This is a genomic window from Calidithermus chliarophilus DSM 9957, assembly GCF_000430045.1.
In the GTDB taxonomy this organism is placed as follows: domain Bacteria; phylum Deinococcota; class Deinococci; order Deinococcales; family Thermaceae; genus Calidithermus; species Calidithermus chliarophilus.
On sequence record NZ_KE387023.1, the window covers coordinates 1,690,413 to 1,702,371 of the forward strand.

Consider the following 11,959-nt stretch of genomic DNA (forward strand, 5'->3'; position numbering starts at 1 on the left):
GACGGTCGGCGAAGCAAGCGTATCCCTTCGGTCGGCCGCCCCGCCTTGGCGGGGCGGCGTCACCGTTCGGTGACGAACTAACCGAATCTGGTATTAAGGGACTCGTTGTAATACTCGGGCCGAAACAGCCGGGGGTTGCAATGCCAGAAGTCGCCGAAGCACTCGATGGCTTTCCCAGTTTCTAGCAGAAAGTCCACGTTATAACGCCCGATCTGCTTGTTTTGCTCGTATTCCACCCCCATCTGATCGAGGACGCGAGCTACCCAGGTCTCGGGCTCAGTTTTCGAGGAGCGTTTGCTGGCCCGTTGCCCGACCTCGATAAACTTCTTTAGCAGCTCGTATTTCCTTTCTTCGCTGATGTTGGACCACCATTTCTTCCGTGCCTCACTGGCTTTCGCTGGGTCGCGACACCCGCCTTTGTAGGTGGCCTTATCACGGGCGGCTTGAGCGAGGCGCATCCGCTGCCGTGTCTCGTGAGAATGTTGTTTCCCGTAGAAGCTGTTCGCCACGCCCGAGCGCTCGAGGCATCGCTGACAGCGCGCTCCCCTTGTTTTTCGGTGTAGGGTTTTCCCGCAGCCGGAACACCTCCGGCCCGTGCGCCCTTTCCACCTGGGGTTGCGTTCCATCGGCAGGCCACAGGATTTGCGCACGTCCGGGTCCATCAAGGGTAGCCCAGGGTGACGCAGGCGGTATTCCTGCGGGCTTATGCCGGAGCACGGCTTGAGGTGCCGGAAGTTAATGCTACGCACCTCTTGCCCGCACTCGGCACAGCGCATAGGTCGAGTGTAAAGAACCATTGGGAAAAATAAAACAGCCCGCTGCTCGAGCGGGCCGGTTGAAAAGCGGCTTTCAGCCGATGCGACAACCCGTCGCCCGCGTGAGCGCACGCAGGGAATTCGCGCTGGGTTGGGGCATCCGGCCAAACATGCGGTTTTACACCTCCAAAAGGGTAGGGGCGATGCGTGCATCGCCCCTACGTCTGGTGCCGGGAGCGGGACTTGAACCCGCATGAGCTTGCGCTCGCTACCCCCTCAAGATAGTGTGTCTACCAGTTCCACCATCCCGGCAAGGGCAAAGGACAGTTTAGGAGCCAAGGCCCGGCTTGTCAAGGATGCCCCCCGGCCTTGCCAAGTGGCCGGGGTGGGTGTAGTGTGACCCTGAGCCCGCTAGGGTGACACAGCTCGGCCCGTCCTTGGTGCTGTGGCGCGTAGCCGCAGCTTAAAGTGGGGAAACCGGTGAAGCCCGCAGGGGCCAGTCCGGTACTGTCGCGCAACGGTGAGGGTGCATTGGGACCGACCTCCGGTCACCGCCTCGAGTCCGAATACCTGCCAAGGAGCCTCCCGACCCGATTAAGGAGGCACCTCTCGCAAGAAGGGGGAGTATTCGGGGAACCACCGCTTTTCGGATGCCCCTGCTCCCGCAGGGGCGTTTTCTATGCCCCAACCTCCGCGTGAAGGCCGAGCGCCCGTGGGCGGCTCAGGAGGCATAGATGAAGCGTGTGTGGTTGTTCGTGTCAGCCCTGCTGTTCTCCCTGGCCTTCGCCCAGTTCCCGCGCACCCTCAAGGACGACCTGGGGCGCGAGGTGACGATCCAGGCCGCGCCCAAGCGCGTGGTGGCGATGCTGCCCTCGATCAGCGAGACGATGTGCGCCATGGACGCCTGCGGCCGGCTGGTGGGGGTGGACGACTACTCCGACTACCCCGCCCAGGTGACCCGGCTGCCCCGGGTGGGGGGGCTGTACAACCCCAACCTCGAGGCCATCGTCGCCCTCAAGCCCGACCTGGTGTTCGTCTCGGTCTACGGCAAGCTGCACGAGGGGCTCGAGAAGGCGGGCGTCAAGACCTTCGCCGTCCGGACCGAGAGCTACGACGACATCTTCCGCAGCATCCGGGTGCTGGGCCGGGTGCTGGGCCTGGAGGGCCAGGGCGAGCGGCTGGTGGCGCGGGTGCAGAAGGAGGTCTTCGAGGTCGAGACCCTGGCGGCCAAGGCCAAGGACCGGCCCACCGTCTACTACGAGATCGACCCCACCCCCTACAGCGTGGGCCCCGACTCCTTCATCGGCGTGCTCATCGCCAAGGCCCGCGGCGTGAACATCCTGCCCAAGGAGCTGGGCCTGTTCCCCCAGGTGAGCCCCGAGCTGGTCGTGCAGAAGAACCCCCAGGTGATCATCCTGACCCACCCCGGGCTGGCCGACCTCAAGAAGCGGCCGGGCTGGGCGGGGATCCGCGCGGTGCAGGCGGGCCGCTTCTGCTCCTTCACCGGCGACGGCGACAACCTGCTCTCGCGCCCGGGCCCGCGGGTGGCCCAGGGGCTCAAGCTGCTGGTGGCCTGCCTGCACCCCGAGCTGAGGTGAGAGGGCCGTGGTGAGGGCCCCCGCGCTCCCCTCCGGCCGCCTGCCCCTGCGCCTGGGGGTGATGGCTGCGATGCTGGGCCTGCTGGCGCTGGGGCTGGTGCTGGGGGTCGGCTTCGGCGCGGTCGCGCTGGGCCCCGCCGAGGTGCTGCGGGCGCTGGCGGGCCTCGAGGCCAACCCCATCGTCACCGAGCTGCGGCTGCCGCGGGTGCTGGGGGCCATGCTGGTGGGGGCCGCGCTGGGCCTGTCGGGCGCGGCCTTCCAGGGCCTCTTCCGCAACCCCCTGGCCGACCCCTACCTGATGGGCTCGGCGGCGGGCGCGGCCTTCGGGGTGACGCTGGCGGTGAGCCTGGCGGGCGGGATGAGCGGGGCCTTCGCCCAGGGGGCGGTGTTCGAGGCGCTGCCGGTCTCGGCCACGCTGTTCGGCTTCCTGGGGGCGCTGCTGGCGGTGGCCGTGACCCTGCTGTTGTCGGGCGGGGCCAGCCGCACCCACGACCTGATCCTGGCCGGGGTGGTGGTGGGGAGCGTGCTGGTGAGCCTGACCAGCTACCTCATGCTCATGGACGCCGACCGGGTGCGCGCGGTGTTCGCCTACACCCTGGGCAACCTGGCCTTCCTGGGCTGGGCGGGGGTGCGCAGCGTGGGCTTCTACCTGCTGCTGGCGCTGCCGCTGGTGTGGGCCTTCGGGCGCACGCTCAACGCGCTGAGCCTGGGCGAGGAGACCGCCCGCAGCCTGGGGCTGCCGCTGCCCCGGCTCAAGCTGGCCCTGATCGCGGTGGTCACGCTGCTGACGGCGGCGGCGGTGGCCCAGGCGGGGATCATCGGCTTCGTGGGGCTGGTGGCGCCGCACATCCTGCGCCGCCTGATGGGCGGGGACTACCGCTACCTCCTGCCGGCCTCGGCGCTGGGCGGGGCGGTGCTGATGGTCTATGCCGACCTGCTGGCCCGGGTGCTCATCGCCCCGGCCGAGCTTCCGGTGGGGATGGTCACCACCCTGCTGGGCGGCCCCTTCTTCCTGTACCTATTGTGGAGGGAACGTGGCCGGGCCTGAGGCGGGCCTGCGGGCGGAGGGCGTGAGCCTGGCCTACCGGGGCCGGAGGGTGCTCGAGCGCGTGAGCCTCGAGCTGCCCCGCGGCGCTTGGCTGGCCCTGCTGGGCCCCAACGGGGCGGGGAAGAGCACCCTGCTGCGCCTGCTGGCCGGGCTGCTGGGGCCGAGTGAGGGGCGGGTGCTGCTGGAGGGCCGCCCCCTGGCCGGGTGGAGCCCGTGGGCGCGGGGGCAGCGCCTGGCCCTGGTGCCGCAGAACGGCCCCTACCCCGAGGAGCTCACCGTCGAGGAGGTCGTGCGGCTGGGGCGCACCCCCCACCTGGGCCTGCTGGGGCGCGAGGGCCGCGCCGACGCCGAGGCGGTGGACTGGGCCCTGGCCCAGACGCACACCGCGGAGTTCCGCCGGCGCCTGCTCGGCACCCTCTCGGGCGGGGAGCGGCAGCGGGTGATGCTGGCGCGGGCGCTGGCCTCGAGGCCCCACTACCTGCTGCTCGACGAGCCCACCGCCCACCTCGACCTGCACCACCAGGCCGAGTTCGTGGGCCTGCTGGCGGGCCTGCGGGCCCAGGGGATCGGGGTGCTGACCGTGCTGCACGACCCCAACCTGGCCCGCCAAGCCGACCGGGTGGCGTTTTTGGCCGAGGGGCGCGTGGTGGCCGAGGGCCCGCCGGAGGCGGTGATCCGGGAAGACCTCCTGGCGCGGGTCTACGGGCCGATGGTGCGGGTGCGCGAGGTGGACGGCCGCCCGGTGGTGCTGCTGGGGTGAGCATGCTCGAGGCCCAACGGACCAGCCTCAAGGTGACCCAGGAGCTATTGCTGCTCGACCTGGGCGAGGTGCGCCGCCTGGAGACCCAGGACGGCCCGGCCCTGGCCCGCTACGTGGCGGTGCTGCGGGGCCAGATGGGGCAGTGTTCGCGGCTGGGGCGAGGTTTCCCCCAACTGCGCCTGCTGCGGGCCGGAGTGCCCCCCGGCGAGAGCCTGGTCTACGTCCTCGACGCCGACCCCCTCGAGTTCACCCTCGAGGAGGGCGTGCTGCGCCTGCCCGGCCTGCGGGTCTACCTCGAGGGGCCCCCGCCCTTCGTCGAGACGCCGTTCTACGCCGTGCTGACGCCGGGGGAGGGGCCGTGAGCGGGAGGGTGGAGCTGTGGCTGGTGCGCCACGGGCAGACCGTGTGGAACGCCGAGGGCCGCCTGACGGGCTGGAGCGACGTGCCGCTCACCGGGCTGGGCGAGGCCCAGGCGCGGGCCCTGGCCCCGCTCCTGGCCGCCGAGCGCTTCGACGGGGCGGTGGCCTCCGACCTCGCCAGGGCCGTCCAAACCGCCCGGCTGGCCTACGGCGAGCCCGAGCGGGTGCTGCCCGAGCTGCGGGAGCTGAACTTCGGCGCGCTCGAGGGCCTGCGCTGGGCCGAGCTCGACGAAGCCCACCGGCAGGCCCTGCTCGGCTTCGACGGCTTCGCCGCCCCGGGCGGGGAGTCCACGGCCGGGATGCGCTCGAGGGTCTACGGCGCCTTCGACCGCCTGCCCGCCGGGCGCCACCTGATCTTCACCCACGGGGGCGTGCTGCGCCTGGTGCTGCGTGAGTTCGATCAGGACCGCTTTTTGCCGCCCTGCGCGGTGGTGGGGCTCGACTGGACGGCCCGCCGGGTGCGCTTCGTGCGGGGGGAGGAGGCCGGGGGTGGAGCTTAGGGACGCCGGGCTGGTCCTGGTCACGGGCGGGGCCCGGGCGGGCAAGAGCATGGCCGCGCAGGAGTGGGCCTGGGCGCTGGGCGGCGAGGGCGTGAGCTTCATCGCCACGGCCCAGGCCCTCGACCCCGAGATGGAGCGGCGCGTCGCGGCCCACCGGGCGGAGCGGCCCCCGGCCTGGGAGACCCTCGAGGAGCCCCTGGACGTGGCGGCGGCCCTACGCCGCGCCCGCCACGGCGTGGTGGTGCTCGACTGCCTGACGCTGTGGGTGTCCAACCTGCTGCTGCGGGAGCCGGACCCGGTGGAAGCCCCCGAGGCGCTGCGCCCGCACCTCGAGGGGCTGCTGCGGGCCCGCCTCGAGACCGGCAAGCGCTTGCTGGTCGTGACCAACGAGGTGGGGCTGGGCATCGTGCCCGACAACCCCCTGGCCCGGCGCTACCGCGACCTGCTGGGCTGGGCCAACGCCCGCCTCGCCCGCGAGGCCGACGCGGCGTACCTGATGGTCGCGGGCCTGCCCCTGAGGCTGAAGTGAGGTGACCGCATGCGACTGCCCGACGTTTCCCCCGTCGATCCCGGATGGCTCGAGGCCGCCTGGGCTCGCCAGGACCAACTGACCAAGCCCCCCAGGGCCCTGGCCTACCTGGAAGAACTCGGCGTGCGGCTGGCGGCGACCCGGCGGAGCCTGCGCCCCGAGCTGGGCGCGGGGGCCGTGGTCGTCTGCGCCGCCGACCACGGGGTGGCGGCGGAGGGGGTCTCGGCCTACCCGGCGGAGGTCACGGGCCAGATGGTGCTCAACTTCCTGCGGGGCGGGGCGGCCGTCAACCAGATCGCGCAGGCGGCCGGGGCCGAGGTCTACGTGCTGGACGTGGGCGTGCGGGCCGAGCTCCCCGCGCACGAGCGCCTGATCGCGGCCCGGGTGCGCCCGGGGAGCGGGAACCTCCGCCTCGAGCCCGCCATGACCCGGGCGCAGGCCGAGCAGGCCGTCGAGGCGGGCATGCAGGCGGCGCGGCGGGCCCTGCGGGAGGGGGCCACGCTGCTGGCGGCCGGGGACATGGGCATCGGCAACACCACCGCGGCGGCGGCGCTCACGGCGGCCTTCCTGGGCCTCGAGGCCGCCGCCGTCACCGGGCGGGGCACCGGCGTGGACGACGCCCGCTACCGCCACAAGGTGCGGGTGGTGGGGGAGGCGCTCGAGCGGGCCGCGCGCTCGCTGGGCGACCTCGCCCGGGCCGACCCCCTGGCGGTGCTGGCCGAGCTGGGCGGCCTGGAGGTCGCGGCCATCGCCGGGGTCTTCCTGGCGGGGGCCGAGGCCGGGGTGCCCCTGGTCACCGACGGCTTCCCGGTGACGGCCGGGGCGCTGGCGGCGGTGCGGCTGTGCCCGGCGGTGCGCGGGTACCTCTTCGCGGGCCACCGCTCGGCCGAGCCGGGCCACGCCCTGCAACTGCGGGCGCTGGGGCTGCGGCCGGTGCTCGAGCTCGACCTGCGCCTGGGCGAGGGCACGGGGGCGGTGCTGAGCTTCCCGGTGCTGCGGGCGGCGGCGCGGGTCTTGGCAGGCATGGCTACATTCGCCGAGGCCGGCGTCGGGCAGACTGCGGCTGCGGAGCAGGGCTGAGGGCGCGATGGCGAAGCTTAAGGAGGGCGAGGACTACTACCTGGAGGGCGGCCTCTACGTCTTCACGGCGGCCTACCACCTCAAGCGCGGCCACTGCTGCGGCTCGAAATGCCGCCACTGCCCCTACCCGCCCGAGGTGCAGGCCGAGGCCATCCGCCGCCGCCTGGCCGGGCTGCCGGTGAACCCCCAGGACGAGGCGGCGGGCAAGCGGTAGCCCGGGGCCAAGACTGTAAGCTGCGTCCAGGGACGAAACGGTAGCCGCACGGGGTAGAATCCGAGGCGTGAAGGAAGTCTGGTGGATCCGCCACGGCCAGAGCGCCTCCAACGCGGGGCTACGCACCCGGGACAACCGCTCCAACCCCCTCACCGCCCTGGGCCGCCTCGAGGCCCGCCGCGTGGCCGAGGCCTTAGAACGCGAGCCCGAGCTCATCGTCACCTCGCCCTACGTCCGTACCCTCCAAACCGCCGAACCCGCCCTCGAGCGCTTCCCGCTGGCCTTGCACGAGGAGTGGCCGGTGCACGAGTACACCTGGCTGGCCGACGAGCGCCGCCGCGACACCACCTTCCTCGAGCGCGAGGTCTACGCCGAGCACCACTTCGGCCTGCTCGACCCCCACCGCGTCGATGGTGAGGGCGCCGAGTCGTTCGTGCAGTTCATCGGGCGGGTGGAGGGGGCGCTCGAGCGGCTGCGGGCCCGGCCCGAGCGCTACGTCGTGGTCTTCTCGCACGCCGCCTTCATCCGGGCCGTGCTCTGGACCCAGTTCGCCCGCCCCACCGTCCTGGACTCCAAGGCCATGCAGCAGTTCCTGCGCTTCATGGAGTCGCTGAAGATCCCCAACGCCTCCGTCGTCAAGATGCACCTGGGCGCGGGCGACGAGCTGTTCTTCAGCCCGCCGCTCACCGCGCACCTGCAAGCCCTGCAAGCCGACCTCGTGGCCTGATGCGCCCCTTCTGGCTGGCCCTGGGCTTCCTCACCACCTTCCCCGTGCCCAGCCTGGGCGAGGTCCGGCCCGGGGAGATGCGGGCCGCCTCGGCCTTCTACCCGCTCGCGGGGTACTGCGTGGGCGGGGCGCTGGCCCTGGCCGCCTGGCTCACCCAGCCCCTGCCCGACGGCTTGCAGGGCGCGCTGCTGCTGGCGGTGTGGCTGGGGCTCACCGGGATGCTCCACCTCGACGGCCTCCTCGACTCCGCCGACGCCCTGCTGGCCATGCGCTCCCCCGAACAGCGCCTGAAGATCCTCTCCGACGTGCACCTGGGCAGCTTCGCCTTCGGGGTGGGCTTCGTGCACCTGCTGCTCAAGTGGCAGCTCCTGGCCTCCGGGCCCTCCCCGTGGCTGCTGCTGTGCCTCCCGGCCGTGGTGCGCTTCGCGCTGCTGGTGCCCATGAACCTCTACCCCGCCGCCCGCCCCGAGGGCCTGGGGGCGCGCTCGAGGGAAGGCCGCCTCGCCCCGGCCCTGCTCTTCACCCTCCCCGCCCTGGCCCTATTCCCCTGGCCCGCCCTGGCCGTCCTCCTGACCACCCTGCTCCTGGCCCGCTGGGCCGCCGCACGCCTTGGCGGCGGCCTCTCCGGCGACGTGTACGGCGCGCTGGTCGAGGTAGGGGAGAACGCCGGCCTGCTGGTGGGGGTATGGCTGGTCGGGCAGGGCGGTTGAAGGCTTGTGGGGACCTCTCCCCACCGGCGGTAAGCCGTCAGCTATCAGCTTTCAGCCGTCAGCCTTCAGCGGTAAGCGTGTGGCTCTTGGTAAACCCCTCCCCGCTGGCGGGGAGGGGATATCCCCCCTAACCCCCCTTGCTAAGGGGGGAACCAGGCGTTTTGCGTCTTGCGTCTTGCGTACGACGTACGACGTACGACCCGCGCCCGGCTATCGGCCATCGGCTATCAGCTATCGACCATCGACTATCGACCATCGACCCCAACGAAATAACCCCCCGCAACTCCCGGGGGGCCTTCACTCCAAAAGAGGCTACAACGCCTTGGCCACCGGCTGGGCGAACTCCGGCAGGGCCAGCGTCGGGTTGCGCAGCGCCAGCACTTCCTGGGCGGCCCGGCGGCCGCTTTGCAGGGCCCCGTGGACGGTCCCCGCCCAGGCGTTGGAGGCGGTGCCTTCCCCGGCCCAGAACAGCTTTTGCTCGAGCGGCCGCGCCAGGATGGCTCGAGCGTCGGTGGCGCCTGTGACGGCCATGCTGTAGGCGCCCAGGGCGTAGGGGTCGTCCTGCCACTGGCTCCAGGTCCGGGCGCCGGGGGTGAGGTCGGGGCGGCCCAGGGCCTGGCGCAGGGTGGCGAGGCCGGCCTCGAGCGCGCCCTCCTGGCCGAGCTCGAGCAGCCGCCGCGCCTTCGCCCCGGCGGCGAAGGCGGTCATGACCTCGCCGCCGTAGTCCTGGCCCTTCGAGCTCGACCACCACTCGTCGGGCAGGCCGCCGCAGACGTACAGCCCGTTGACGCCCTCGGGGAGGACGGGCTGCTCGAAGCGGTAGACCAGCTTGAGCACCGTCGCCACGCCCAGCCGCCGCAGCGCCGAGAGCTTCCACTCGGGCAGCTCGGGCAAGAAGCGCACCTTCCCGGCCTTGAGCACCCCCACCGGCAGGGTGATCACCGCCTGGTCGGCGCTGTAGGCCCGGCCGTCCTTGAGGATCACCGTCACGCCGGGGCCGCCCCAGGCGATGGTGTCTACCACGGCGCCCAGCTCGACGTCGAGCCCTTCGGCCAGGGCCTGAACCACGCGGTCATAGCCCGGCAGGGGGCGGTAGTCGCCCTCCTCCGAGGTGGGGTCGAGCATGAACTCGAGCGCGGCCCGGGCCGAGAGCTGCTCGGGGTCGCCGTAGTCGGAGACGTACTCCTGCATCTTGTAGGGGGCGCGGTGCGCGTCGAGGCCCAGGCGCTGGAGGTAGGCCGCGACCGACTCCTCGCCCTGCGCCTCGGGCCAGCCCAAAGCCCGCACGCCCGAAAAACAGACTTCTTCGCCCACCGTGCGCAAACGGCCGTCCGGCAGGCGGATCCAAAGGTCGCTCTGCTGGTTGATGTAGTGAGTTTTGATCTGGTGTTGGTTGAGGATTTCCCAGGTGGGAACCACGCTGGTGTGGACGAACTCGGCCCCGAGTTCGACCGGAACCCCCGCGAAGTCGCGGTCGGTGTGGATGCGTCCTCCGACGCGGTCTCTGGCTTCAAGGATTCGGACCTTGTGTCCTGCTGCCGTGAGGTCTTGGGCTGCGGCCAAACCCGCAATACCGGCTCCGATCACGAGCGTCGTCATGTGAACACCTTTTTTTCTACACTTCTTCTGACCTTCCTCCCGAGAATTGTTGTGGATGCTCGGGCATCACCCTGCCGACTTAGTCGCTCCATCGTGCCGTGGCATACGGCATGGTGGCAGTTCGTCGAGTTTCGCGCTTGCTCGCGCCCGGGTGCGCCCCCTGCCGGGGCGCGGCCGATCAGTTGGTGCGGCACCTCCTCGAAGGTAGCGAATTTCCCCGGGGGACGCCGGGGATTGCCTCATGATAGCCCGGGGGCGGTGCCCCGAGGATGAGTTGGCTCGCAGTCGGGGAAAGGCGGGAAGGGGCGGCCGGGGGCTCGAGGCCGCTCACCCCGCCTCGCTCACCGCCTCCACCGCCGCCAGCGCCTCGGCCAGCATGGCCCGGATGTCCCTGGGGCTCTCGAGGCCCACCGAGAAGCGGATCATCTCGGGCCGGACCCCGGCGGCCAGGCGGGCGGCCTCGGGGATGCGGCCGTGGGTGGTGGTCCAGGGGTGCACGGCCAGGGTGCGGGCGTCGCCGACGTTGGGGGCCTGGATGACCCGGAGGTGGGCCAGGAAGCGGCTGGCCCCCTCGAGCCCGCCCTTCACGCCGAAGGCCAGGATGCTGCCGAAGCCGCCCCGCAGGTACTGCGAGGCCCGGGCGTGGGCCGGGTCGCCGGGGAGGCCGGGGTAGCGCACCCAGGCCACCTGGGGCTGCTCTTGCAGCCAGGCCGCGACCTCGAGGGCGCTCCTACAGGCCCGCTCGACCCGCAGCTCGACGGTCTCGACGCCCTGGAAGAGCAGGTAGGCGTTGAAGGGGGAGAGCACCATCCCGCCCAGCGAGAGGCCGAGCTGCCGGACGCGCTCGAGGAAACATCGCGGGCCGGCGGCTTCCCAGGGGACGCGGCCTTGCGGGTCGGGGGTGGTGAACTGCGGGTAGTTCCGCCAGACCTCGCTCGAGCGGGCCAGCACCGCCCCGCCCAGGATCGAGCCGTGCCCGCTGGCCCACTTGGTCAGGCTGTGGGTGACGGCGTGGGCGCCGTGCTCGAGGGGCCGCGCCAGCGCGCCCACGGCCCCGAAGGTGTTGTCCACGATCAGGGCCACGCCGTGCGCCTCGCACAGCCGGGCCAGGCCCGCCAGGTCGGGGAGCTCGAGCGAGGGGTTGCCCAGGACCTCGGTGAAGACGGCCCGGGTGCGCTCGTTCAGCACCGCCCGCACCGCCTCGACCTCGGGTGCGACGAAGTGGACCCTGACGCCCATGAGGCCGAAGACCTGGCTCAAGAGCCCGACCGTGCCGCCGAAGAGCCCGGGGCTGGCGACGACCTCGTCCCCCGAGCGCACCAGCGCGAGCAGCGCGGCGAAGCTCGCCGCCTGGCCCGAGGCCAGGCACACCGCGCCGATGGCGTCCTCGAGGGCGCTCAGGCGCTGCTCGAGCGCGGCTACGGTGGGGTTTTGCAGGCGGGTGTAGGTGTAGCCCTCGTTGGTGGCGAACTTGTGCGCGCCTTCCTCGAGGCTCTCGAAGCTGTAGGCCGCCGTCGCGTAGATGGGCAGGCCCACCGCGTGGTGGGGGTCGTCGGGCAAGCCGCTGAGTACCGCCAGGGTCGAAAAGTCCACAAAAATCCCCTCCTCGGACGTTCTCCCGAAGAAGGGCTCGTGCCCTTCTTCTATCTTTCCCCGGGTCCTTCGCTGTGCCTAGCGACGGGGGCTCGAGGCGGAGTTAGCACCAAACGTAGCGGCCTGCTCGGTGATGGGCGAGCGGCGGCTACAGGTTGCCGCAGTGTCGTCGGGCCGTTCCCTCGACTGCTCTGGATAGAAGAACGTGCTGGTTGTGGCCCTGAAGCGCAGGGTTAGCCCCGATGGTAGGGGTTGGGCGGGGCGGCGTCAAGACGAGGGGTTGGTTTGCGGTGGGGTGGTTTGGCGGTGTCGGTTCCGCCGTCAGGGGAGCGAGGGGGAGGCCATTCCACGTGGCGAGGGCATCGCGGTACGCGACCCGGCATGCGCCGGAAACCTGCTCCCCCTCTCACCCTCCGAGGGACTCCAG

The 11,959-nt window shown here is 71.7% G+C and carries 13 protein-coding genes, 1 tRNA gene and 2 riboswitches; of the genes, 10 read left to right on the plus strand and 4 right to left on the minus strand.

The genetic code is table 11. The annotated features are described in order from the left end of the window. Window positions 1-77 precede the first annotated feature (77 nt). On the minus strand, window positions 78-509 hold the full coding sequence (locus MEICH_RS29260) for an NUMOD3 domain-containing DNA-binding protein (RefSeq protein ID WP_169730642.1): 432 nt from the start codon (window positions 507-509) through the stop codon (window positions 78-80). Window positions 510-980: 471 nt separating this feature from the next. After that, window positions 981-1,067, minus strand: a tRNA-Leu gene (locus MEICH_RS0108315). 109 nt (window positions 1,068-1,176) lie between these two features. Beyond that, a riboswitch (cobalamin riboswitch) is annotated at window positions 1,177-1,347 on the plus strand. A gap of 142 nt (window positions 1,348-1,489) precedes the next feature. Between MEICH_RS0108315 and MEICH_RS0108320 the strand changes: the two genes are divergently transcribed. From MEICH_RS0108320 to MEICH_RS0108365, 10 genes are all read left to right on the plus strand, one after another. Further along, complete coding sequence (locus MEICH_RS0108320) at window positions 1,490-2,353, plus strand: ABC transporter substrate-binding protein (protein ID WP_027892220.1); 864 nt, start codon at window positions 1,490-1,492, stop codon at window positions 2,351-2,353. Between the two features lie 61 nt (window positions 2,354-2,414). Further along, window positions 2,415-3,401: a FecCD family ABC transporter permease gene (locus MEICH_RS0108325; RefSeq protein WP_051304214.1), complete on the plus strand. Its 987-nt coding sequence runs from the start codon at window positions 2,415-2,417 to the stop codon at window positions 3,399-3,401. Continuing rightward, window positions 3,388-4,161, plus strand: a complete 774-nt coding sequence (locus MEICH_RS0108330) for an ABC transporter ATP-binding protein (RefSeq protein WP_084542240.1) — start codon at window positions 3,388-3,390, stop codon at window positions 4,159-4,161. The genes MEICH_RS0108325 and MEICH_RS0108330 overlap by 14 nt, the downstream gene beginning before the upstream one ends. Before the next feature lie 2 nt (window positions 4,162-4,163). Continuing rightward, window positions 4,164-4,523 carry a hypothetical protein gene (locus MEICH_RS0108335; protein ID WP_051304215.1) on the plus strand — a complete coding sequence of 120 codons (360 nt, stop codon included), beginning with the start codon at window positions 4,164-4,166 and terminating at the stop codon, window positions 4,521-4,523. After that, complete coding sequence (locus tag MEICH_RS0108340; protein WP_245587634.1) at window positions 4,520-5,080, plus strand: histidine phosphatase family protein; 561 nt, start codon at window positions 4,520-4,522, stop codon at window positions 5,078-5,080. The genes MEICH_RS0108335 and MEICH_RS0108340 overlap by 4 nt, the downstream gene beginning before the upstream one ends. Then, on the plus strand, window positions 5,070-5,609 hold the full coding sequence (cobU, locus tag MEICH_RS0108345; RefSeq protein WP_027892225.1) for a bifunctional adenosylcobinamide kinase/adenosylcobinamide-phosphate guanylyltransferase: 540 nt from the start codon (window positions 5,070-5,072) through the stop codon (window positions 5,607-5,609). Before MEICH_RS0108340 ends, cobU begins: the two co-directional genes overlap by 11 nt. 9 nt (window positions 5,610-5,618) lie before the next feature. Continuing rightward, window positions 5,619-6,689 (plus strand): nicotinate-nucleotide--dimethylbenzimidazole phosphoribosyltransferase, encoded by a 1,071-nt coding sequence (gene cobT / locus MEICH_RS0108350; protein ID WP_027892226.1) that lies wholly within the window; start codon window positions 5,619-5,621, stop codon window positions 6,687-6,689. A gap of 7 nt (window positions 6,690-6,696) precedes the next feature. Beyond that, window positions 6,697-6,903, plus strand: coding sequence for a C1orf53 family protein (locus MEICH_RS0108355; RefSeq protein WP_027892227.1), 207 nt, complete (start codon window positions 6,697-6,699; stop codon window positions 6,901-6,903). Between the two features lie 67 nt (window positions 6,904-6,970). Then, window positions 6,971-7,630, plus strand: a complete 660-nt coding sequence (locus MEICH_RS24300; RefSeq protein WP_036218463.1) for a histidine phosphatase family protein — start codon at window positions 6,971-6,973, stop codon at window positions 7,628-7,630. Beyond that, on the plus strand, window positions 7,630-8,340 hold the full coding sequence (locus tag MEICH_RS0108365) for an adenosylcobinamide-GDP ribazoletransferase (protein ID WP_027892228.1): 711 nt from the start codon (window positions 7,630-7,632) through the stop codon (window positions 8,338-8,340). Before MEICH_RS24300 ends, MEICH_RS0108365 begins: the two co-directional genes overlap by 1 nt. Before the next feature lie 312 nt (window positions 8,341-8,652). On the opposite strand, the gene MEICH_RS0108370 is transcribed toward MEICH_RS0108365, so the two are convergent. Together MEICH_RS0108370 and MEICH_RS0108375 are read right to left on the minus strand one after the other, a co-directional pair. Continuing rightward, complete coding sequence (locus MEICH_RS0108370) at window positions 8,653-9,939, minus strand: flavin monoamine oxidase family protein (protein ID WP_084542242.1); 1,287 nt, start codon at window positions 9,937-9,939, stop codon at window positions 8,653-8,655. Between the two features lie 327 nt (window positions 9,940-10,266). Then, window positions 10,267-11,532: an O-acetylhomoserine aminocarboxypropyltransferase/cysteine synthase family protein gene (locus MEICH_RS0108375; RefSeq protein ID WP_027892230.1), complete on the minus strand. Its 1,266-nt coding sequence runs from the start codon at window positions 11,530-11,532 to the stop codon at window positions 10,267-10,269. A 47-nt stretch (window positions 11,533-11,579) separates the two neighbouring features. Further along, window positions 11,580-11,734: riboswitch (SAM riboswitch) on the minus strand. Between the last annotated feature and the right edge of the window lie 225 nt (window positions 11,735-11,959).